This is a genomic window from Stenotrophomonas sp. SAM-B (assembly GCF_013387485.1).
GTDB lineage: Bacteria > Pseudomonadota > Gammaproteobacteria > Xanthomonadales > Xanthomonadaceae > Stenotrophomonas > Stenotrophomonas maltophilia_AA.
In genome coordinates this window covers 597,123-619,667 of the sequence record NZ_JABBXB010000002.1, presented here as the reverse complement: position 1 = coordinate 619,667, position 22,545 = coordinate 597,123, and the positions used below count along the sequence as shown (strand labels likewise).

20 protein-coding genes are annotated in these 22,545 nt (G+C 68.2%); 15 read left to right on the top strand and 5 right to left on the bottom strand.

Annotated elements, in window-relative coordinates:
- The first annotated feature begins 122 nt into the window (after positions 1-122).
- From HH110_RS06955 to HH110_RS06945, 3 genes are all read left to right on the top strand, one after another.
- Positions 123-1,424: a replication-associated recombination protein A gene (locus HH110_RS06955; RefSeq protein ID WP_241696438.1), complete on the top strand. Its 1,302-nt coding sequence runs from the start codon at positions 123-125 to the stop codon at positions 1,422-1,424.
- Positions 1,424-1,822 (top strand): fluoride efflux transporter CrcB, encoded by a 399-nt coding sequence (crcB, locus tag HH110_RS06950; RefSeq protein WP_176988985.1) that lies wholly within the window; start codon positions 1,424-1,426, stop codon positions 1,820-1,822. The genes HH110_RS06955 and crcB overlap by 1 nt, the downstream gene beginning before the upstream one ends.
- A 96-nt stretch (positions 1,823-1,918) precedes the next feature.
- Positions 1,919-2,191 (top strand): hypothetical protein, encoded by a 273-nt coding sequence (locus HH110_RS06945; protein ID WP_019184750.1) that lies wholly within the window; start codon positions 1,919-1,921, stop codon positions 2,189-2,191.
- Here the strand turns inward: HH110_RS06945 and HH110_RS06940 are convergent.
- Complete coding sequence (locus tag HH110_RS06940; RefSeq protein WP_176988984.1) at positions 2,184-3,077, bottom strand: LysR family transcriptional regulator; 894 nt, start codon at positions 3,075-3,077, stop codon at positions 2,184-2,186. The two genes, HH110_RS06945 and HH110_RS06940, sit on opposite strands and share 8 nt — an antisense overlap.
- Positions 3,078-3,171: 94 nt before the next feature.
- Positions 3,172-4,158 (bottom strand): YafY family protein, encoded by a 987-nt coding sequence (locus tag HH110_RS06935; RefSeq protein ID WP_176988983.1) that lies wholly within the window; start codon positions 4,156-4,158, stop codon positions 3,172-3,174.
- Between the two features lie 114 nt (positions 4,159-4,272).
- On the opposite strand from HH110_RS06935, the gene HH110_RS06930 reads away from it, so the two are divergent.
- On the top strand, positions 4,273-4,878 hold the full coding sequence (locus HH110_RS06930) for a glutathione S-transferase family protein (protein WP_176988982.1): 606 nt from the start codon (positions 4,273-4,275) through the stop codon (positions 4,876-4,878).
- A gap of 112 nt (positions 4,879-4,990) precedes the next feature.
- Complete coding sequence (locus HH110_RS06925; RefSeq protein ID WP_176988981.1) at positions 4,991-6,442, top strand: amidohydrolase family protein; 1,452 nt, start codon at positions 4,991-4,993, stop codon at positions 6,440-6,442.
- 22 nt (positions 6,443-6,464) lie between these two features.
- Here HH110_RS06925 and HH110_RS06920 read toward each other — a convergent pair whose 3' ends face one another.
- Positions 6,465-7,070, bottom strand: a complete 606-nt coding sequence (locus HH110_RS06920; RefSeq protein WP_176988980.1) for an NAD(P)H-dependent oxidoreductase — start codon at positions 7,068-7,070, stop codon at positions 6,465-6,467.
- A gap of 75 nt (positions 7,071-7,145) precedes the next feature.
- On the opposite strand from HH110_RS06920, the gene HH110_RS06915 reads away from it, so the two are divergent.
- From HH110_RS06915 to HH110_RS06885, 7 genes are all read left to right on the top strand, one after another.
- Positions 7,146-7,754, top strand: a complete 609-nt coding sequence (locus HH110_RS06915) for a TetR/AcrR family transcriptional regulator (protein WP_176988979.1) — start codon at positions 7,146-7,148, stop codon at positions 7,752-7,754.
- A 22-nt stretch (positions 7,755-7,776) separates the two neighbouring features.
- A complete protein-coding gene (locus HH110_RS06910; protein ID WP_176988978.1) occupies positions 7,777-8,595 on the top strand; it encodes a hypothetical protein in 819 nt (272 codons plus the stop codon).
- A 112-nt stretch (positions 8,596-8,707) separates the two neighbouring features.
- Entirely contained in the window at positions 8,708-9,715 is a 1,008-nt protein-coding gene (locus HH110_RS06905; protein WP_176988977.1) for an alpha/beta hydrolase, read from the top strand.
- 121 nt (positions 9,716-9,836) lie between these two features.
- Positions 9,837-11,219 carry a YncE family protein gene (locus HH110_RS06900; RefSeq protein WP_176988976.1) on the top strand — a complete coding sequence of 461 codons (1,383 nt, stop codon included), beginning with the start codon at positions 9,837-9,839 and terminating at the stop codon, positions 11,217-11,219.
- A 69-nt stretch (positions 11,220-11,288) separates the two neighbouring features.
- Complete coding sequence (locus HH110_RS06895; RefSeq protein WP_176988975.1) at positions 11,289-12,323, top strand: hemin ABC transporter substrate-binding protein; 1,035 nt, start codon at positions 11,289-11,291, stop codon at positions 12,321-12,323.
- Positions 12,324-12,334: 11 nt separating this feature from the next.
- Positions 12,335-13,378: an iron ABC transporter permease gene (locus tag HH110_RS06890; protein WP_176988974.1), complete on the top strand. Its 1,044-nt coding sequence runs from the start codon at positions 12,335-12,337 to the stop codon at positions 13,376-13,378.
- Positions 13,375-14,142: a heme ABC transporter ATP-binding protein gene (locus tag HH110_RS06885; protein ID WP_176988973.1), complete on the top strand. Its 768-nt coding sequence runs from the start codon at positions 13,375-13,377 to the stop codon at positions 14,140-14,142. The genes HH110_RS06890 and HH110_RS06885 overlap by 4 nt, the downstream gene beginning before the upstream one ends.
- A gap of 69 nt (positions 14,143-14,211) precedes the next feature.
- On the opposite strand, the gene HH110_RS06880 is transcribed toward HH110_RS06885, so the two are convergent.
- A complete protein-coding gene (locus HH110_RS06880; RefSeq protein WP_176988972.1) occupies positions 14,212-16,410 on the bottom strand; it encodes a TonB-dependent siderophore receptor in 2,199 nt (732 codons plus the stop codon).
- 568 nt (positions 16,411-16,978) lie between these two features.
- Here HH110_RS06880 and fusA point away from each other — a divergent pair.
- Entirely contained in the window at positions 16,979-19,021 is a 2,043-nt protein-coding gene (fusA, locus tag HH110_RS06875; protein WP_176988971.1) for an elongation factor G, read from the top strand.
- A 122-nt stretch (positions 19,022-19,143) separates the two neighbouring features.
- The gene (locus HH110_RS06870) at positions 19,144-20,064 is read left to right on the top strand and encodes a M14 family metallocarboxypeptidase (RefSeq protein WP_176988970.1); all 921 of its coding nucleotides are present in this window, start codon (positions 19,144-19,146) and stop codon (positions 20,062-20,064) included.
- Positions 20,065-20,069: 5 nt separating this feature from the next.
- On the opposite strand, the gene HH110_RS06865 is transcribed toward HH110_RS06870, so the two are convergent.
- A complete protein-coding gene (locus HH110_RS06865; protein ID WP_176988969.1) occupies positions 20,070-21,623 on the bottom strand; it encodes a thioredoxin family protein in 1,554 nt (517 codons plus the stop codon).
- A gap of 232 nt (positions 21,624-21,855) precedes the next feature.
- Here HH110_RS06865 and HH110_RS06860 point away from each other — a divergent pair, with 232 nt between their 5' ends.
- Complete coding sequence (locus HH110_RS06860) at positions 21,856-22,518, top strand: hypothetical protein (protein WP_176988968.1); 663 nt, start codon at positions 21,856-21,858, stop codon at positions 22,516-22,518.
- The last annotated feature ends 27 nt before the right edge of the window (positions 22,519-22,545 follow it).

Here is a 22,545-nt window from a genome sequence, read left to right as displayed (position 1 = left end):
TCAGGCGGTCGCCGCTCGCGGCCCCGCATTCCCTGCTCGCGCACCCGCGATAGAATAAAGACGTGGCCAGAAACCGAACGACTTTCAATGGGCCTGATCTGCTGACCGTGGATCGGGACAACATGCGTCCGCTCGCCGAGCGGATGCGCCCGCAGACGCTGGATGAGATGGTGGGCCAGAAGCGCCTGCTCGCACCGGGTAGCGCGCTGCGCCGCGCGGTCGAGTCCGGCCATGTGCACTCGATGATCCTGTGGGGCCCGCCGGGTTGCGGCAAGACCACGCTGTCGCTGCTGCTCGCGCATTACGCCGATGCCGAGTTCCGCGCGATCTCGGCGGTGCTGTCGGGCCTGCCCGAGGTGCGCCAGGTGTTGGCTGAAGCCGCCCAGCGTTTCGCCGAGGGGCGACGCACGGTGCTGTTCGTCGACGAGGTGCACCGCTTCAACAAGGCCCAGCAGGATGCGTTCCTGCCGCACATCGAGCGCGGCACGATCGTGTTCGTCGGCGCCACCACTGAGAATCCATCCTTCGAACTGAACTCGGCGCTGCTGTCGCGCTGCCGTGTGCATGTGCTCGAGTCGGTGTCGCCGGCGGACATCGTCGAGGCGCTGGAGCGTGCGCTGCAGGACACCGAGCGCGGTCTGGGCGGCGAGCATCTGCAGGTCGCGCCGGAGGCATTGCTCGAGATCGCCACCGCCGCCGATGGCGATGTGCGCCGTGGACTGACCCTGCTGGAGATCGCCGCCGAACTGGCGACAGGCGACGGCGGGCGGATCAGCCCGGAGATGCTGGTGCAGGTGCTGGCTGACCGCAGCCGTCGTTTCGACAAGGGCGGCGAGCAGTTCTACGACCAGATCTCGGCCCTGCACAAGTCGGTGCGCAGCTCCAATCCGGATGCCGCGCTGTACTGGCTCACCCGCATGCTCGATGGCGGCTGCGACCCGTCCTATCTGGCGCGGCGCCTGACCCGGATGGCGATCGAGGATATCGGCCTGGCCGATCCGCGCGCGCAGTCGATGGCGCTGGAGGCCTGGGACATCTACGAGCGGCTGGGCAGCCCCGAAGGCGAGCTCGCGTTCGCGCAGCTGGTGCTGTACCTGGCCAGTACCGCAAAATCGAACGCCGGCTATGCCGCGTTCAACAAGGCCAAGCAGGAAGTGCGCGACACCGGTACCCAGGAGGTGCCGCTGCACCTGCGCAACGCGCCGACCAAGCTGATGAAGGAGCTGGGGTACGGCAAGACCTATCAATATGATCACGACGCCGACGGCGGGATCGCGCTGGACCAGACCGGCTTCCCCGATGCGATGGGCGAGCGGGTGTATTACGAGCCGGTGCCGCGCGGGTTGGAGATCAAGCTGAAAGAAAAGCTGGACCGCCTGCGTGCGGCGCGCGCACAGGCGCGCGCGGACAAGGGCGCGGAGTGATGGACGGCATCGGCGTCTGGTGGCAGCAGCTCGGCCTGGTGATGGCCGGCGGCGCGTTGGGCGCGGCGCTGCGTTTCATGATCGGCGATGCGATGCTGCGCCAGTTCGGCCAGGGCTTCCCGTGGGGCACGCTGACGGTGAACCTGATCGGCGCCTTCGTCGCCGGATACGTGATGATCTGGCTGCAGAGTCGCGGCAACGCGGCGGTGTACTGGCGCGCGTTCCTGATCGTCGGCATCGTCGGTGGCCTCACCACGTTCTCGTCGATGATGCTCGAATCGCTGGTGTTCACCCGCACGGATCGGAGCCTGATGGTGCCGCTGTACCTCGGCGTCAGCCTGGTGGGTGGCATGCTGCTGGTGTGGGCGGGAGCACGCGCGGCGGAGGCGCTGCGCTGAGTCCACGCTGCGCAAACGCAGAAATCCGCTGAAAACGCTGGATTAAAGTGATGTCTCACGATATCGTGCGCGCCCCCGTTTGCATCCTCGTCCGTCATGCGCGATGAACAAGACCCCGGAACACTGGAACTGACGCTGCCGCGCAAGCGCGGCCGTCCGCCCACGTTCGGCTACGCGATGACCGATGCACAGCGTGCTGCCCGCTACCGTGCGCGCCGCGCCGGCCAGGCCGGCCATGCGGATGTGCGCAACTGCAGCGACATGGTGCTGCTGGACAAGATCCGCGCGTCGATCACCAGCAAGGACCCGGAGCTGACCGGATTCCTGGTGCACGTGCTGTGGCAGCGCTACCCGCTGCAGCTCAAGTAATCGCGCCCGCACGTTCCTGGTCGATCAGGCCGGACAGCCGCGACGCCAGCGTTTTCACCAGCGGGTCGGCCGTGGCGCGGTGAAGCAGGGCGATCTCGAAGCTGTCGATCGGCTGCAGTCCCTGCTCGACACCCAGCACGGTGTGCTCACGGCTCAGCGCCCGCGCGGGCAGGAGGCTGATGCCCATGCCATCGGCTACCGCGCCCTGGATGCCACTCAGGCTTGAACTGGTGAAGCTGATCCGCCAGCGGCGGCCCATGCCCTCGACGGCATCGATGATGTCATCGCGGTAAAGCCCGCGGGGAGGGAAGGTCACCAGCGGCACCGGATCCAGGTCGATGCTCGGGTGGCGCGCACTGTCGATCCAGGCCATGGTTTCCGGCCAGCACCTCACTGCGGCACGGCTGCTGCGCCGCTGCTTGACCAGCACCAGATCCAGCTCGCCATGATCGTAGGCATTGGCCAGGTCACGGCTCAGTCCGCTGGTGACTTCCAGCTTCACCTGCGGGTGGTCACGGTTGAAGGCGCCCAGCAGTTGGCTGGTGGCCTCGCTGACGAAGTCTTCCGGAACGCCCAGCCGTACCGTCACCGCGACGGTGGTGCCGGCCAGCGCTTCCAGCAGCTGGTCGTTCAGCGCGAGCAGCTGGCGGGCATGGCCGAGCACCAGCTGCCCCGCGTCGGTCGGGTGCACGTCGCGGTTGCCGCGGACCAGCAGCGGATGGCCGGCCATCTCTTCCAGCCGGCGGATTTTCTGGCTGATGGTGGATTGGGTGGAGTGCAGGCGCGCCGCGGCGGTGGTGAAGCTGGCGCAGTCGGCCACCATCACCATCGCGCGCAACAGGTCCAGGTCGAACAGGGTGCGATTCGGTTTTTCACTCGCAGTCATGCTCCCATTGTGAAGCGCGATGGCGAGGTCCGCCATGGGACGCCGGGCGGCTAAGCGCTCCCGGGCATCGGCGCGGCCTCGGCAGCATGCTGTGTCAGGCTGCGGGCCACCCGTTCGCCGGTCTCGCGGTCAGGCTGCGGGCCACCCGTTCGCCGGTCTCGCGAAGCCGCTCGATCAGTGCCGGCGGGCCCACTACCTCGAACTCCAGGTCCATGGCCAGCAGCCAATAGATCACCGAGCCCATCGGATTGGCGCCGCAACGCAGCAGGCAGCGCTGGCCATCGACCACTTCCAGCACGCCGGCCGACGCGGGAATGCGCTGGCGCAGCGCGGCCAGCGGTGCATGCAGGATGATCCGCGCCTCATCGGGGTACTGCCCGAGCGACAGCGAGCGGGCGACCCACCGACGCAGATCGCCATCGCCAGGGCCCGCCCGGGGCGCGAAGTGCGCGCCCACTACCGGTGCGCTGGCGATGCGGTCGATGCGGAAGGTGCGCCAGTCCGCCCGCAGGCAATCCCAGGCCACCAGATACCAGCGTCGATCGGTGTGCACCACGCCCTGCGGCTCGACCTGGCGGGAACTGGGCTGGCCTTCGCGATCGGTGTAGTCGAAGGCGAGCTGCACCTGGTCGCGGCAGGCAGCGGCCAGTGTGGTCAGCCGGCCGGCATCCACCAGCGGGCCGATCTGGTCCGTCGGCAGGATCGCCGAACGCAGTGCCTCCAGCCGTGGTCGCAGGCGTGGCGGCATGGCCTGTTCGATCTTGACCAGCGCGGTGATCGCGGTCTGCTCGATACCGCTGATGGTGCCGGTCACCGCCGTGCGCAGGGCGATCGCCGCCGCCAGGGCTTCCTCGTCATCGAGCAGCAGGGGCGGCAGGGCACGCCCCGCGCGGAACGCGTAGCCGCCGGCCACGCCGGTGCTGGCGTGGATCGGATAGCCGAGCTGGCGCAGCCGGTCGATGTCGCGGCGCAGGGTGCGCGGGTGGATCTGCATGCGCTCGGCCAGCGTGGCGCCGCTCCAGTGGGGGCGCGACTGCAGCAGGGACAGCAGACTCAGCAGGCGGGCGGAGGCGGTCAGCATGGGCAAAGCGTAGCAGCCATTGCGGGCGGGTTCTGTCCGCAAGGGTGGCTAGCCTTGAGGCGACGGTGCAGGACCGCTCCGGTCGCACCCCTCACCACCCTCAAGGAGTTTCCGATGTCCCTCGTCTTCTATTGGCACCCGATGTCCAGCGCCACCCCGATCGCCTGCGCCCTGGCCGAACTGGCGGTCCCCCACGAGCGCGTCAAGATCGACATCCGCGCCGGCGAGCAGCGCACCCCCGAGTACCTGGCGATCAACCCCAACGGCAAGGTGCCGTGCCTGGTGGTGGATGGCACGCCGCTGTTCGAAGGCCTGGCGATCCACCTGTGGTTGGGCGAGCACTACGGCGTGGCCAAGGGCCTGTGGCCGCAGGACGGAACACCGGCGCGGCTGGAGGCGATGTCCTGGTGCACCTGGGCGTATGTCACCTATGGTGCCGTGATCGGGCGGGTGTGGTTGGCCACCATGGACGACGGGCTGCGCAGTGCCGACCATGCGGCGGCCGGCATCCGCGCCGCCAACGCATTGTTGGACCTGCTGGAGGCGCGCCTGTCGCAGCAGTCCTGGATGCTTGGTGACGCTTACTCGCTGGTGGATCTGGTCGTGGGCCAGGTAGTGGGTTACGGCACCTACCTGGGTGCGGCGGTGGACGCGCATCCGGCCGTGGCGGCCTGGTTGCAGCAGGTGCAGGCACGGCCCGCGATGCAGGGCGAGGTCTGACGCATCGCCTTGGATCGGGAATGTGCATGACGCGCATTCCAAAATTTAACTGGTGAATGCACCGGGCCCGACCGTAAGGTGGCCCGGTTCTTCATTTTCCGGTGCACTGCCCATGTCCCTGCGTCTTGCCATTCCGGTGCTGCTTGCACTGGCCCCCGCCGCGTTCGCGGCCGAGCAGGCCGATCTGATGATCCGCCATGCCACCGTCGTCGACGTGGAGCACGCCACCACGCGGGCCGACCAGACTGTCGTCGTGCGGGGCCAGGACATCGTCGCGGTGGGCAGCGACCGGGCCATGCGCAAGGCATGGCAGGCCAGGCAGCAGGTGGACGGCAAGGGGCGCTACCTGATCCCCGGGCTGTGGGACATGCATGTGCACTTCGGCGGTGGGCCGGAGCTCATCGAAGAGAACAAGGCGCTGCTGCCGCTGTACATCGCCCATGGCATCACCACCATCCGTGACGCCTCGGGCGATCTGCCCGAGCAGGTGCTGCAGTGGCGTGGCGAGATCGCCAGCGGCCAGTTGGCCGGCCCGCAACTGTTCACCTCGGGCGCCAAGATCGAAGGCATCAAGCCGGTCTGGAAGGGGACGATCGAGGTCGGCAGCCAGGCCGATCTGGATGCGGCCTTCCTGCGGTTGAAGCGAGACAAGGTCGACTTCGTCAAGATCACCGACAGCACGCTGACGCCGGAGCTGTTCCTGGCCGCGGTACGCGGAGCGCGTGCCAACGGGCTGCGGGCGTCCGGGCATATTCCGATGGCGCTGACCGTGCAGCAGGCCGTCGATGCCGGCATCAGTTCCATCGAGCACCTGGACTATGCCTACAAGGCCGGGGTCAAGGATGAAGCCGGTATCGCGGCGGACTTCGCGGCCAAGCGCATCGACCGCGCCCAAGCCACCGCGCGCCTCGATGCCGGCTTCGATCCCGATACCGCCATGGCCGCCTACCGTGGCTTCGCGGCCAAGGGGGTGTTCGTGACCCCGACCCTCAATGGCGGCCGCATCCTGGACTTCCTCGACCAGGACGATCATCGCGACGATCCGTACCTGGCCTACATCGGACCGAAACTGCAGGCGACCTATGCCTGGCGCGTCGAGCGCGCGGCCAAGGCGACGCCCGCGCAGATCCAGGCCCGCCACCAGGAATACCACCAGGTCGCTGCCGTGCTGCCGATGCTGCAGCAGGCCGGCGTCACGATCATGGCCGGTACCGATGCCGGCTTCCTCAATTCGTTCAACTATCCGGGTATCGGCCTGCATGACGAGCTGTCGCTGTTCGTCAAGGAAGGGCTGACCCCGGCGCAGGCCCTGTCAGCGGCCACGCGCGCTGGCCCGGCCTGGTTCGGTACGCTGGATCGCTACGGCGCGGTCGCGCCCGGCAAAGCGGCCGACCTCGTGTTGCTGGAGCGCAATCCGCTGGAGGACATCGAGGCCACGCGCGGCATCCAGTACGTGGTGCTGCGGGGCCAGGGTTATGACCGCAAGGCACTCGATGCGTTGCTGGAGCAGACCAGGGCGAAGATCTCGGCGTGGAAGGCAGAAGGCGCCAAACCGACGCCCTGATGCCTGCCGGTGGGCCCGGGCTTCAGTGCCCGGGCACGTCGGCGTTGCCGGCAATGCGTTGGCCGAGAGAGCGCGCGGTCTGCAGGTGCGCGCGTGCGTCGCCCGTGTCCGTCTCCAGCAACAGCGTGGACGACCGCACCGGCGCGCCGCAGTAGTCAAAGATGCCGGTCTCGATCTGGATCTTCATCGCACCGGTATAGCCGCGCTTCTGCCAGGTGCGGTCGTCAGCGCCGCCGAGCCCGACCAGGTGGACGGGCAGGTGGCCGAGCTTCTTGAGCACGCCCTGGCCGCTGCTGTCGTCATAGGCCCAGCCATTGGAGAAGACCCGATCGATCCAGCCCTTCAGCAGGGCAGGCATGCCCCACCAGTAGACCGGGAACACCAGCACTACGGCATCGGCGCGGTCCAGCCGGGCCTGTTCGGCCAGGACATCGGCAGGGAAGGGGGCGTTGCGGTGGTGGCCCTGCAGGTCCGCCCGGTTGAAACGGGGGTCGAAGCCCTCTGCGTCGAGGTCGGCGAGCTCGGCGGTACTGCCGTCATTGGCGCTAATGCCTGCTGCGATCTGGGTCGCGACGGCGTGGGTCAGGGAGTCGGGATCAGGGTGGGAGACGACGATGAGCGCGTGCATGGGATTCCTGGGGCGGGGAAGGGCTTGTATACTTTCGGTAAGTTACGGAACGTAAGTTACGATTGGTATATAACCATGTCAAGTCCGCCCGATGCGCCTGCCCCGGTGGCACCCCGCCGCCGCATGACCCGCGATGACCGCCTGCGCCAGCTCCTGGCGGAGGCGTGGCGGCTGATCCGCGAGGAAGGCACCGATGCGCTCACATTGGGGCGCCTTGCCGAGCAGGCCGGGGTGACCAAGCCGGTGGTGTATGACCATTTCGGTACGCGGGCCGGTCTGCTGTCCGCGCTGTACCGCGATTTCGATGCGCGCCAGGGCGTGGTGATGGAAGCGCGGTTCGCCAGCAGTGGCCCGACGCTTGCGGACAAGGCGCAGGTCATCGCCGAGGCCTACGTGGCGTGCGTGATGAAGCAGGGGCGCGAGATTCCGGGCGTGATCGCTGCGCTGGCCGGGTCACCGGAACTGGCGCGTATCAAGCGCGAGTACGACGTCGTGTTTCTTGAGCAGTGTCGCGCGCTGTTGTCGCCGTTCGCACCCGCAGGTGCGTTGGCGCAGGCGGGGCTGTGGGGCATGCTCGGTGCCGCGGAAGGTCTCTCTTCTGCAGCGACCACCGGCGACATCACGCCGGTGCAGGCGGAGCAGGAACTGGCGGCGACCATCATGGCGATGGTGGCGCGCGGCTGAGCGCTGCCTGCACGACAGGGCGATGACGCGCGAAGCGGTCGTCGAGTGGGCGCGTATGATGTCCCGCCCTTCTGGACTGGATGCCATGCGCGCTTTTTTCCCTGTGTTCGTACTCGCTGCCGCGATCGGCGCGGCCTTGCCCGCCACCGCGACGACCGTGTCGTTGAATGAGCGCCTGAAAAGCGCGTCCCGCGTCGAGGTGAACCAGGTGCCGACGAGCGGCGCGTCATTGATCGGGCGCGTACAGCAGTTCCACAACGGCGACAGTCTGATCAGCCTTGGCGAAGGCGAGGGTCAGCCGGTCGTGTTGACACTGTGCAGCGGCAAGGCGCATCTGAATCTCGAGGCGAGCTGGCCGGGTGCGCCCGCGGCGAAGACGGCCGAGGAGAAGCAGATGCGGGCGTACGGCATGTACATGGCGGTGATGGGTGGCATGGCGATGGTGCAGGGCCTTGCAGGCGATACGCTGGAACTGCCGGCCGATGGGCAGGCAGCCACTGTGCAGCGCGAGACCTCCTGGGCCTATGGCAAGGAGCAGTACGCGGTGACCGTTACCGGTGGTGCCGGCGGCGAACTGCGGATCAAGGCGGTCAAGACCGCGAACACCACGAAGACGCCGCGCTCGGGGCCGGACGACTTCGTCAGCACCGACGGTGACAAGGCGGCGCGCCTGGCCGAGCTGGAGCCGGTCGGCACGTCGCGCGAACTGGTGATCTCGTCCGCGCCGATGGCGGCGGGGATACCGGATGCTATGTCCCTGGCAGGCTGGCTGTCGGCCAGTGGGAAAGGGGGCGCGACCGTGGGGGAGGCGCGCACGGCCTCGGGTGACTGCGCGCGCTGAAGCACCTTGAGAAGGAAGGCGCCTGGGCGGGGTGGTCAGCGCAACGTCAGTGATACCCATTCTCATTTGAGTTACACTGGCGCGATAGCACCGTCCCTCGCTCCGGGTAGTCATGATTGTTTCGTCGTCGCTGATCTCTTCCGTATCGCCGTGGTTGCGCACGCTGGGCGTGGCGACCGCCATCGGCATGGCGGCGCTGTCGCCGGCTTCGGCTCAGCAGCGCAATCCCGAGCAGAAAGTCGGTGAGACGGTGCTGGACCAGCCGGCGCAGAGTTATCGCTTCGAACACTTCGTGCTCGACAGTCCGGATCACGCCCGCCGCTGGCGGGTGAATGTCGGTGTGCCGGCGAAGGCCTCGGCCACGCCGGCACCGGTGCTGTACATGCTCGACGGCAACGCCGCGGCGATGGTGCTCGACCAGGCGATGCTTGCCGATCTGGCCGCGCATGCCGCGCCGGTGCTGGTGTTCATCGGTTACGACAACGACCTGCGCATCGATTCCGCGGCACGCACCCGCGATTACACCGCGTGGATCGATACCGCCGATGACGAAAACGGCACCTCGCAGTCCAGCGGTGGTGGTGCGTATGCGTTTCTCGATCTGATCGAGCGCCGGATCAAGCCGGAAGTGCAGCGCCGCGCCAGCATCGATCTGCAGCAGCAGTCGCTGTGGGGCCATTCGCTGGGCGGCCTGTTCGTGGTCAGCACGCTGTATACCCGCCCGGCCGCGTTCCAGCATTACGTGTCGGCCAGCCCATCGCTGTGGTGGAGCCAGGGCGCGCCGCTGGGCGACATGGAGCGCCAGTTCATTGCCAACACCCAGGGTCAGCCGGCACAGGTGACGGTGATGCTTGGCGGCGATGAGCGCACCGGCAACCGCGGGGTGCGCGACATGACCAACCCGCGTGTGGTCGCGCACCTGCGCCGTATCGGCGGGGCGACGCCCGATGCCGCCCAGCAGCTGGCCACCCGCCTGGCCAAGGTGCCGGGCCTGACCGTGCAGTACCGCGAATTTCCCGGCCTTGGCCATGGGCCGATGCTGCCGGCGTCGCTCAAGGCCACGCTGAGCCAGTTGTATGGCATCGCCGATCGCAGCGGCACGCCCGCGCCGGCACCCTGATTTTTCGTTACCCAGGCAGTTCCGTGGCCCTGTGCCACCGCCGCAACGGACCGCGGCCACGCCAAGGCAAGCACTGTGACAACGCGCCAACCGGCGCGCCCCCAACAGAAGGAGTCTGCTGATGTACACCCTGAAAACCCTCCCGCGTGTCGCCGCCCTGGCCATTGCGCTGTCGCTGGCCAGCCCTGCCGTGTTCGCGCAGCCGGTGTTCGATGCGCCGGCCAACGGCTTCCGTGGTGAAGTGATCAGCCGCGGCCAGAACGTGGTGCCGGGCAGCGATGCCGAGGTGATCGGCCGCCAGTTCGTGCCGGGCCAGCAGGTCACCCTGCTGCGCGGCGAGACCGTGCTCAATGCCACCCCGTACGTGGTCGACGCCGAGGGCAACTTCAAGGGCAACGTCGCGATTCCCGCCGATGCCGTGCCCGGCCAGCAGCCGGTGATCGTGCGTGCCAGCCAGCCGTCCGCGGCAACGGTGCTGTCGCTGCGCGTCTCGCCGAACCTGCCGCTGAGCGGCCAGCAGAATTTCAACCAGACCTCGGCCAAGCTGGTCCAGGGCCTGTACCAGTCCGCCTACAGCGCGGCCAGCAACGCGGTGTTCGTCACCGCGGCGGTCGGTCGCCCGCCGGTGACCCAGTCGCAGCTGCTCAAGCTCGACCCGAAGACGCTCAAGGTCACCGCCAAGATCACCCCCGCTGCAGTGCCGGGCGGCAAGGGCGGTGCGGTGTTCGCGGTGTATGGCGTGGGCGTGGACGATGCCAACGGCAACGTCTGGGTGACCAATACCCGCCAGGACACCGTGGCCGTGTATCGCCAGAAGGACCTGTCGCTGGTGCGCCAGTTCGACGTCGGGGCGGTGCCGCATGCCCGCGACATCGTGGTCGATGGCCGCCATGGCAAGGTGTTCGCCTCGGCCGCCGGTGAAGACCATCTGTCGGTGTTCGATGCCCGCACCCTGCAGCCGCTGGAGCCGATCACCCTGGCCTCGGGCGCGGACGACAAGAAGTTCGTCCCGATGAGCCTGGTGCTGGATGAAGCGGCCGGCAAGCTGTTCACCGTCAGCATCGGCACGCCCGAAGCGGCGGTGATCAACACCACCACCGGCAAGGTGGAGAAGGTCATCGACCTGGGTAATTCGATCAGCGCCTCCGGCGTGGCCTACGACGCTTCGGCAGGTCGGCTGTACGTGGCCTCTCAGGGCACGGACAACCTGCTGATCGTCGATGTCGCCAGCGGCAAGGTGCTGCACGACGTGCCGGTCGGCGCGGGTGCGCTGAACGTGGCCTTCGAGCCGGTGTCCAAGCTCGCCTACGTGACCAACCGCGGTGCCGGCACGGTGACCGTGGTCGACGGCAACGGCAAGGTGGTCGGCAACCTGGATGGCGGCACCTTCCCGAACCATGTGCGTGAAGATGGCAAGGGCAACGTGTTTGCCGTCAACAAGTCGCGTGATGCCCAGGATCCCAAGGGCGACCGCATCACCCGCATCAGCACCCGCGCGAACTGAGCTGCGCGGAGAGCGTTGCACCGGCGGCGGGGCGTACAGCCCCGCCGTTCTGATTGAAGAGGAACTGCCATGAAGTCGATTGTTGTCCGCCGCAGCCTGTTGGCGCTGTCCCTGGTCGCCGTGATCGCCGGGTGCTCGAAAGAGCCCGCTGCACCTGCCACCGACACCGCTGCCGCATCGGCCGCGCAGACCCCCGAAGCACTGCCGGAAGGCTGGCAGCGTGTGGTGGGCGTGGACGTGCCCGACATCGAAGGCGCCACCCAGCAGTTGCCGACACAGGTCACCTCCGATGATGGCGTGGCCACGACGGTGACCGACACCTCGAAGATCATTGCCGGCGGCGATGACATCATCGCCGTGCTCGAAGCGCTTGGCCTGGACGATCAGGTGTACGCCGCGCCGCTGCGCTCGGCCACCGAATCCGGGCGCAAGGCCCCCAAACAATTCCTGTTCAACCGCACCACGGGCGTGGAAGGCGTGTTGAGCCTGCAGGGCACCCTGTTCCTCGGCAACAGCCTGCGCCGTCATTCCGATCTGGCCGCCAAGCTGCGCGGCGCAGGCGAAGCGGCGGTGATCGTCGATGATCTGCAGCCGGCGGCCGACAAGGTGCGCAAGGTCGCCGCCGCGGTCGGCATGGCCGAGCAGGGTGAAGCACTGGCCACGAAAGTGCAGTCGCAGCTGGATGCGGCCAAGACCAGTGGTGCGGCGCTGGCGTGGCACCCGCGTGTGATCCATGTCTCCGCGACCGGTGCCGGCGGCGCGCCGACGGTGGCGGGCTCGGACAGCGCCTCGGGCAAGCTGATCACGCTGGCCGGTGGCATCAACATCGGTGACGAGGCTGGCGTGGCCAACTATTCCGCGCTGAGCAATGAGGGCGTGGTGGCCGCTGCGCCGGACGTGATCCTGGTGACCGAGAACGACCTGGCCCTGTTCGGTGGCCAGGCCGGCCTGTGGCGCGCCTATCCGACCCTGCGGCAGACGCCGGCCGGTGCGGCCAATCGCGTGTGGGTGATGCCGGACGTGGAGTTGAAGTCCGCCAGTGTCGCCTCGGGCAGTGGCGCGGTCGCCCTGGCCGCGGCCTTCGCCACCGTGCCGCGTCCGTGAGGGCGTAAGGCATGGCGGTGTCGAGTCCTGCGCGTCGCCGTGGCGCGACCGTGTTGATCTGGGCCGCGGTGGGATTGCTGATCGCGGTGATCGCCTCCTTCGCGGTGGGCCCGTTGCGGCTGCCGCCGATGGACGTGCTGCAGGCGATCGGGGTGAAGCTGGGGCTGGCCGATCCGGCCAGCGTCAGCACCCGCGATCTGGCCGTGGTCTGGCAGCTGCGCATTCCGCGTGCCCTGCTGGGTGCGATGGTGGGTGCCGCACTGGCGATGGCCGGTGCGAGCCTACAGGGATTGTTCGGTAATCCGCTGGCCGACCCCGGCATCGTCGGCGTGACCCAGGGCGCGGCCTTGGGCGCGGTCTCCGCGATCGTGCTCGGGGCAGGCGCGTTCGGTGCATGGACGCTGCCGCTGGCCGCGTTTGCCGGCGCCGGTGGCGCGATCACATTGACCTACCTGCTGGCACGACCGGGGCAGGGCAGTGGCACCGCAACATTGCTGCTGGTCGGCATTGCCATCGCCGCGTTCTGCTCGGCGATGATCGGGTTCCTGACCTACATCGCCAGCGAGAGCGAGCTGCAGTCGCTGGTGTTCTGGCAGATGGGCTCGCTGGCCCAGGCCGACTGGCGGGATGTGATCGCAGTGGCGCCGGTGTTCGTGCTCGGCACGATCGCCCTGCTGCGCCTGGCCACGCCGCTGGACATGCTCGCGCTCGGTGAGCGCCAGGCCCAGCACCTGGGGCTGGATGTAAAACGCACGCGGCTCAAACTGATCGCCTTCAGCGCCCTGCTGGTCGGCGCGGCCGTTGCGTTCGCCGGTTCGATCGGCTTCGTGGGTCTGGTCGTGCCGCATGTCGTGCGCCTGCTGGTCGGCCCCGGCCATCGCTGGCTGCTGCCGGTCTCGGCCGTGGCCGGCGCGCTGCTGATCGTGGTCGCCGACACCGCCGCCCGCACGCTGGATCCGCCGTCCGAAATCCCGCTGGGCCTGTTCTCGGCTGCGCTGGGCGCGCCGTTCTTCCTGTGGCTGGTGATGCGTCAGCGCCATCGGAGCGGCGGATGAGCGCGTTGCTGCAACTGCAGTCGGTGCAGCTCAGTCGCGGCGCACGGCGCATCCTGGATGACATCACGCTGGATTTCGTGCCCGGCACGGTGACAGCGCTGGTCGGCCCGAACGGTGCGGGCAAGTCGACGCTGCTGGCGGTGGCCGCAGGCGACCTGGAGGCGGAGCAGGGCCACGTGCTGCTGCGTGGACAGGCGCTGGCGGAGTGGAAGGCCAAGCCGCTGGCGCGCGAGCGCGCGGTGATGCCGCAGGAGCACGCGGTCCGGTTCGCCTTCCGGGTGCATGAAGTGGTCGCGATGGGGCGGCTGCCGCATCCGCCGGACCCGGTCAAAGACGCCGCCTGCATCGCCGATGCGCTGGCGCGTGCCGACCTGCATGCGTTGATCGAGCGGGAAGTGGAGCATCTGTCCGGTGGTGAGGCGGCGCGGACGACCTTCGCCCGCGTGCTGACCCAGGACACGCCGCTGTTGCTGCTGGACGAGCCGACGGCGGCGTTGGATCTCCGCCATCAGGAACGCACATTGCGCGCGGTCCGCGAGCTGGCCGATGCCGGCGCCTGCGTGATCGTGGTGCTGCACGACCTGAATCTGGCCGCGGCCTACGCGGATCGGATCGTGTTGCTGGAACAGGGCCGCGTGGCCGCCGACGGGACGCCTACCGAGGTCCTGACCCGCGAGCATATCGAGCGGGTCTACCAGCAGCCGGTGCTGGTGCTGCGGCATCCGCAGCGCGATGTCCCGTTGGTGGTGGTCACCGACGCGTAGCGCCGGGTTGGCCGGCGCGTTGACGGTGTGATGGGAGCCGGCCCATCGGCCGGCCCCGCCGTTTACGGATTACCAGCCGAATCTGGCGGTCGCCATCACCGTGCGGCCGCTGCCGTAGTAGCACGACGACACGCCGGTGCAGGTCGACACGAAACGCTTGTCGGCCAGGTTGCTGGCGTTGAGTGCCAGCTGCACCTGGGTGCCACCGATCCGGCCCACGTCATAGCGGATCGCCGCATCGAACAGGGTGTAGGACGGAATCCGGTACAGGTTGGCGCTGTCGCCGTAGCTGACGCCGTTGTAGCGCGCGCCGGCCGCCAGGCTGAGACCCTGCAGGGCGCCGGCCTGGAAGGTGTAGTCCGCCCAGAACGAGGCGCTGTAGTCCGGCACCATTGCCAGTTCCTTGCCCTTGTAGGGCGCCGAACGGGTCATCTCCGAGTCCATGCGTGAGGCGGCGCCGATCAGGCTGAAGCCCTCGATCGGGGTGATACGCCCTTCCAGCTCGATGCCGCGCACGCGGCCTTCGTCGCCCTGGATCGAGCAGGTGGCGGTACCGGTCGCGCCGCAGTTGCGATGCGACGCCACCGGATCATCGACGATCATGTTCTGCTGGCGCAGGTCGTAGACCGACAGGGTGACCAGCCCATCCACCGAGGCCGGCTGGTACTTCAGGCCGGCTTCCCACTGCGAACCGGTCACCGGCTCGAACGCGGTCTGGGTGAAGCTGTCCAGCGGCGATTTGGTCGAGGGCTGGAAGGATTCGGCGTAGCTCACGTACGGGGTCAACCCGTTCTCGAACACGTACAGCACACCCGCGCGGCCGGTGAACGCCTCGCTCTTGATCACGTTGCGCCCGCCCGGCGTGGAGATGCCGGTGGCGATGTTGCGGTTGGCGCTGCTGCTGTCGTCCTTGGTCCAGTCGTAGCGGCCGCCGAACGTCATCCGCCAGTTGCCGAGCGCCAGCTGGTCCTGCAGGTACACGCCGCTCTGGCGATTGATGCCAGCGGTCGGGGTTTCGGTGCTCACCGTCGGGCGGTAGGTCGAATACACCGGATTGAAGATGTCGATCGGGCGCGGGCTGCTCATGGCGCTGCGCACGCCTTCCCAGTCCGCACGCTGCCAGTCCCAGCCGAGCAGCACGGTATGGTCCACCGCGCCGGTGCTGAAGCGCGCCTGCAGGCGGGTATCGAAGGTGTCGCCATCGGAGTCGCCGGTGCCCATCACGCCGCGACGGTTCTGGGTGCGGCCATCGGCATTCAGTGCGCCGAAGGTGACCACGCTGCGGAACAGCGAATCGACATGCGTGCGGCGCGCGCTCTGGGTCAGCGTGAGGTGGTCGTTGAACTGGTGCTCGAACATCCAGCCGGCGGTCCACAGCGTGCGGTCGAAGGTGTTCCAGTCCGGCTCGCCGATGAAGGTGCTGTTCTTCATATAGCCCGACGCCGTCGGATTGAGCGTGCCGGCCGCCGGCAGGAACTGGTAGGTCGAGCCGCCATCGTCCTTCTGGTACAGGCCCAGCAGGGTCAAGCGGGTGCGTTCGGCGAGCTGCCAGGTGTAGCTGGGGGCGAGGAACCAGTGCTCCTGTTCGGTGCGCTTGATCTGGGTCTGGCCATCGCGGTACAGGCCGACCAGGCGGAACAGGTGATCATCCCCCGCAGTGCCGGCGCCCACGTCGAAAGCGGCGCTGTACTGGCCGTTCGCATCCACGCCCAGGCGCAGCTGCTGCATCTGGTCCGGGGTGGGGGTCTTGCTGACCTGGTTGACCATGCCGCCCGGGGCCACCTGGCCATACATCACGGCGGACGGACCCTTGAGCACTTCGACCCGCTCCAGGTTCCAGCTGTCGAACATGCTGCGGTTCCACTGGCTGCCCTGCGGCGCGCGCATGCCATCCAGGGTGACGTTGTTGGACCAGCTGCCGGCATCGAAGCCACGGATGCGGAAATCGTCCACGCGGTTGTCGATGCCCGAGCTTTCCAGGCTGACGCCGGCGACATAGCGCATCGCATCGTTGAGCGACTGCACGCCACGGGCATCCAGTTCGGCGCGCTCGATCACCGAGACCGACTGCGAGGTTTCGGCCAGCGCGGTGCTGGTCTTGGTCGCGCCGCTGGTGCTGTTGGCAGCGCGGTAGGCATTGACGCGCACCGCATCCAGATCGGTCGCGGTCTGGGCATGGGCGGCAGGAGCAAGCGCGGCGGCCAGGCAGGCCAGGGCCAGCAGGTTGGGGCGCAACCGGCGCGGATTCGGGGAGGAAGAGCAGGTCATGGGCAACAACTCGGCAACGCGGAAGGAGGGGCGCGAGCGCGGCTCGTTGCTTTGATGGGCGGAGCCTGACGCGCGGGCGTCGCCGTTGGCGACGCATAGGCCGCCATTTTAAGGATTCCCGTCATATACGCAATTGCGACCCATTCGCATGTCGGGGGATGCTCGGGGGTCGTCGTGCTAACTACGAGCGTTATCGGCGTGCATGAGGCTCAGTGTTGCACGGGTGGTGTCAATCAGGGCTTGTAGCCAGCCACGGGAGGTCTACAATGCCGGCTACACCCCAGGTGATCCTCATGACTTCGATGCCGCTTCTGACGTTTTTTACCCTGACCCGCGTTTACGCGGCACGGGCGCGTCTGCTACTCGGAGTGGAAGGCTGCTGACCGGAACACCGGTCACCCTGGACCCCAAGCAGAGCGCCCACCGGGCGCTCTTTTCGTTTCCACGCACCAGAACTGTTTGAAGGAGAACGTGCCATGCACCAGATCGCCGAGCCCCAAACCTGGCCGCACGCCCGTTAGCCAACGGCGGCGTGCGGCTCCCCGATGTTGGCAGCGAGACCTATCCCATGAACACCCATACCCAGACCCTGTCCCTCCGGCGCAACCTCGGCATCATTGCCCACATCGACGCCGGCAAGACCACGCTCACCGAGCGCCTGCTGTGGAAGACCGGCGAGATCCATCGCGTCGGCGAGGTCCACGACGGCGCGGCGACCACCGATTTCTCGGCGATCGAGCGCGAGCGCGGCATCACCATCGGCGCGGCCGCCGTGCAGGCGCATTGGGCGCCGCGCGACCAGCCGATCCACCACCTGACCTTGATCGACACCCCCGGCCACATCGATTTCGCGATCGAAGTGGAACGTTCCCTGCGCGTGCTTGATGGTGCGGTGGCGGTGTTCTCCGCCGTGGATGGCGTGCAGCCCCAGTCCGAATCGGTCTGGCGCCAGGCGCGTCGCCACGGGGTGCCGCTGATCGCCTTCGTCAACAAGATGGACCGCACCGGTGCTGCGTTCGAACGCGTGCTCTCGCAACTGCGCGAGAAGCTGCGGGCCACGCCGTGGGCGCTCGGCGTGCCGATCGGGACCGAAAGCCAGTTCAACGGCTGGGTGGACCTGGTCGACCGCAGTACCGTGCACTGGGACGACAAGGGCACCGCGTTGCGTCATGCCTGGACGACCGATGAGGCGGCCCAGTGGATGCCGCAGCGCGAGGCGCTGATCGAGGCCGTGGCCGATGCCGACGACGTGCTGGCACAGGCGTGGCTGGAAGGCGCGGCGATCGACAACGCGCAGCTGCGCGCGGCGATCCGTCGCGGCACCCTGGCCGGTGCCGGCGTCCCGGTGCTCGCGGGCTCGGCGTTCAAGAGCAAGGGCGTGGAAACGCTGCTCGATGCCGTGGTCGACTATCTGCCGTCGCCACTGGATCGGCCGGCGGTGGTCGCCACCGAGAACGGCAACGACGTGCTGCTGCCTCCTGATCCCGATGGTCCGCTCGCGGCGCTGCTGTTCAAGATCACGCACCAGAACCACGGTGCGCTGAGCTTCGTGCGGGTGTATTCGGGCACGCTGAAGGTGGGCGACGCGCTGGCCAGCTCGCAGCATGCACACGGGCGACGCGTCAGCCGCCTGGTGCGGGTGCAGGCCGACCAGACCCACGACATCAAGCAGGCCGTGGCCGGTGACATCGTCGCGGTGCTGGGCTGGAAGGACGCCGTCAGCGGTGAAACGCTGAGTGCGCCCTCGCGCCCGCTGCTGCTCGATACGATCCAGGCGCAGCATGCGGTGCTGGCATGGCGGTTGACGGCGGAGAAGGCCTCGGACCTGATCCGCATCAGCCAGGGACTGGCCAGCCTGGCGCAGGAGGATCCGTCGTTCCGTGTCGAGACCGATGCGGACAGCGGAGAGACCCTGATCTGGGGCATGGGCGAGCTGCATCTGGAGGTGATGGTCGAGCGCCTGCGCACGGAGTGGGGCGTCAACGTCCGCACCGGCCAGCCGCGCGTGGCCTACCAGGAGACGCCGAAGCGTGCCGTGCAGCGGGTGGAAGGCAAGGTCGCCAAGCAGACCGGTGGCCAGGGCCAGTTCGCCCAGGTCCTGATCGACATCACCCCGCGCGAGGACGGCGAGGTGAGCTTCGTTGACCGCACCGTCGGCGGCGCGATCCCGCGCGGGTTCGTCAATGCGGTGGAGAAGGGCGTGCGCGCGGCATTGGGCGAAGGTCCGCTGGGCCATCCGGTGGTCGGTATCGAGGTGACGCTGGTCGACGGCCAGACCCACGTCAAGGACTCCTCGGACATGGCCTTCCATCGTGCCGGCAGTGAAGCGGTGAAAGCGGCGCTGGCCCAGGCGGGCACGCAGCTGCTGGAGCCGGTGATGGAGATCGCCATCCACGCGCCGTCGGGCAACGTCGGCGATGTGGTCGGCGACCTCAACCGCCGCAGTGGGCGGGTGGCCTCGATCGAGGACCAGGATGGGCAGGCCGAAGTGCTCGGCTATGCACCGCTGGCGCGACTGGGTGGCTATACCACCTCGCTGCGGTCGCTGACCCAGGGGCGCGCGTCCAGCGACATGCGCTTGAACGGGTACGAGGCGGCGCAGACGGTCTGATCGTTGATGTGGAAAAAGAAGGGGAGCCGGGCAACCGGCTCCTTTTTTCATAGAATATCCATCGCACTGTCGCGCGCAGCCCCAACCCGCGCTGCGACCGGATTTCACCTTGGAGTACCGCTATGAGCAACACGCATTTCTACCCGATCGGCACCCCCGGCCAGCCCTGGGGCGACGCGGAGCGCGCGCAGTGGCGGGCGGGGCAGCAACGGCAGCGCAGTTACCACGAGGATGTCGTGGCCGCGCTGGAGCGTCTGGGCGAGCGCTTTGATGTCGTGCAGTACGGTCAGCTCGACTACGCCCCGGATCATTACCCGCTGTTCGCGGTGGTCAGCCACGACTGGAACCCGGCCTTGCCGACGGCGCTGGTCACCGGTGGTGTGCATGGCTACGAGACCAGTGGCGTCCACGGCGCGCTGCAGTTCCTGGACCAGCACGCCGAGGCATACGCGGGCCGCATCAACCTGATCGTCGCACCCTGCGTCAGCCCGTGGGGTTACGAGCGCATCCAGCGCTGGAATCCGGAGGCGATCGATCCGAACCGCAGCTTCCGCGGCGAGGGCATCATCGAGGAAGCCGCGTCACTTATGCGCTGGATGGCGGCGCGCGGCGATACGCTGCTGGTGCACATGGACCTGCACGAAACCACCGACAGCGACCTGCACGAGTTCGATCCGGCGCGTTGCGCGCGCGACGGCATCGCCTTGGTGCCCGACATCATTCCGGACGGCTTCTATGTGATTGGCAACAGCGAAGATCCGCAGCCGGCCTTCCAGCAGGCGTTGATCGCCGCGGTCGAGAAGATCACGCACATCGCCCCGGCCGATGCGAACGGCGAGCTGATCGGCATGCCGCTGCAGTCACCGGGCGTGGTCTGGGGCGAGTCGCGCTCGATCGGGGCGTGCGCCGGTTTCACCGACGCGCGCTATGCCACCACCACCGAGGTGTATCCGGACAGCCCGCGCACGTCGCCGACCGAATGCAATGACGCGCAGGTGGCGGCCATCTGCGCGGCACTGGATTACGCGCTCGCCCAGCGCTGACCGGGTCAGCTCTTCAGCCAGCGCTCGCAACCGGCCGTGCCCTCCGCGGACGACGCGGCCTTCGTGCAGGTTGCGGTCATCCGTGCCTGCAGGCGGGTCAGGCTCTCCGCACCGTGATGGGTGCGGCTCCAGGCCTGCAGCGTGGTGCCAAGCCGTTCGAAACGCTGGCGGGTGCGCTGGTGGTAGCCGGCCGGTTGCGCGGCCAGATCGGCGATCACCTCGCCGGTAGCCTGTTCGATGGCGGGGGCATCGTCCGGGCTCAGGCGCACCAGGCCTTCGACGTACAGGACACCCCGCTGCACGCGCGTGGCGGGTCCCTGCGCGCCCTGGTATGCCTTGTGCAGCCACGAGAGGGCGGAGGCCTTGTCGCCCCGGGCCTCGGCGAGGTCGGCCAGCTCGGGCATGTAGTAGTACGGGGTCTGGCTGCGGTCGAGTTCGGCCAGCAGCAGCTTCTCGGCGTCGTCGTCCTCCTTGATCTGGCGCAGCACATACACGGCGGTGCTGATCGTGGCCTGGCGCTCGTGCGGCGTGGTCGCGGCGGCATCGGCAGCGGCGACGCGCTGCTGCGCTTTCTCCTTCAGTGCCGCCGGAATCTCCTCATCGGGATGCTGCTGGCGCTGCAGCGCCAGTTCGGTGATGACGGTACCCAGTCGCGCATCCGCCTTGTCGCCCAAGGCGCGGTCCGCAGCATCCAGGGCGGTCAGCAGCTGCTTACCCAGTTGCTGCGCCTGCTCGGGGGTGGCGCTGGCCAGGCTCACCAGGGCCGGACCCTGGTAGCCCAGCAGGTCACGATTGGCACGGACCTCCGCCGGCGCGCTCAGCACGGCGTCGAGCAGGGTGCGTGTGGTGTCGCGTTGCGCTGGCGTCGGTGTCACGTCGGGCTTGCCCGCGCCAAGTGCCAGCAGCGCGAACCGACGCTGCAGCGCAGGCTCGGGCGCTGAGGTGGCCAACTGCTGTAGCAGCGAGGCGGCATCGCGCTCGCCGGCAAGGCGATTGGCATCCACTTCCCAGCCGTAGTCGCCCAGTACGCGCCAGTCTTCGGCGCTGACCTCCTTCGGTGCATTCAGTGCGTGCTGCAGCACCTCGCTCACCGCAGTGCGGCGGCCGGCAGCCAGGGTGAGTGCGCGGGTCAGGGCTTCGCTGTCGTTGCCGCCGGCCAGGCGGGTAAGTTCATTGCGCTGGGGGTCGAGCACGATCAGGGTCGGGTAGCCGCGCACCCCAAAGCGCTCGCCCCAGGCCTGCGCGCCTTCCTCGTCGCCGTCCAGATAGACCGGAACATACTGGCGCGTGAGCGCGATGAAGGCGGGATCCTTGAACAAGGTAGCCTTGAGCTGGTTGCAGGGCGGACACCACACCGCGCCCCAGTACAGCAGCACCGGTTTGCCGCTGTCGCGGGCCTCGGCGAAGGCATCGTCGACGTCGCCATGGCGCCAGGCGATTTCCGTGGGCGCCGGTTCGGCCGCAGCGGGCGTCGCAGTAGCCGCGGGGGAGGGAGCGGGCGAGCAGGCCGGCAGCAGGGTGATTACACCCAGCAGACCGAGGGACAGGGCAAGGCGCATCGAGGTATCCAGAGGGGAGAAGGCGGGAGGGAGGCCGTGCTCGATTGTAGGAAGCGCGGGAAGGTCCGGCCGCGTCTCCCTGATGCGGATTGCTCATGACGGCAGGCCCGGGCGTGATAAGGCGTGCGTCCGCCCCTCGACATGGCATGCCGTTCACGGACCGCGAGGCAGGCTGGGGTCATTGCCAGTGGAGCCTTTCATGCAGATGCCGAGCCGGAACTATGCAGGGTTGATGGCCGCCGCTTTGACGGTGTTGCTGTGTGCCTGTTCGCCGCAGGGCGAGGGCGGTGCTGCGCCGCTGGTACCGCCCAGCGGCGCGGACCCGGGGGCGGCGAAGGCGGCTGATCCCGGGGGCGCTGCGACCACAGTCGGGCGGCCGGCACCGGTCTATCAGGAAGGCGCTTCGGGCATTGCGGTCGGTCCGGTCGCGGGGACGCGGGTGGCGCACGATTTCCAGCGCGACTACCTTGCCTCGCCGACATGGAAGCTGTTCGCACCGCCGGACAGCGTGGGCACACCGCTGGTGGCGTTGGTACTGGACGGCTCGGATCGGATGACGGCCGGTGAATTGCGGATCGGGCGAAGCGATGATGCCGTGGCAATCAAGACCTGCCTGGAGATGCCTGCCGAAGCGGCCGGTCCTGCGGTGGCGGCCACGGTCGATATCGGCGGCGTGCCGTTCACCCACTTCACCGTTGGCGATGCCGCGATGAGTCATTACGTCAACGCGGAGAGCTACCGCGCGGTCCATGACGGCGGCTGCTACGCGATCGATCTGGTCGTGGCGGGGACGCGTCCGGAGGTCTACGATCCGCCGCGCACGCCGCCGTTCACGCAGGAGGAGGCGGCATCGCGATTGGCGGAGGCGTTGAAGGCGGTGTACTGGGTGGAATGAGGGGCGTTCTTCCTGCGCTCGACTCTG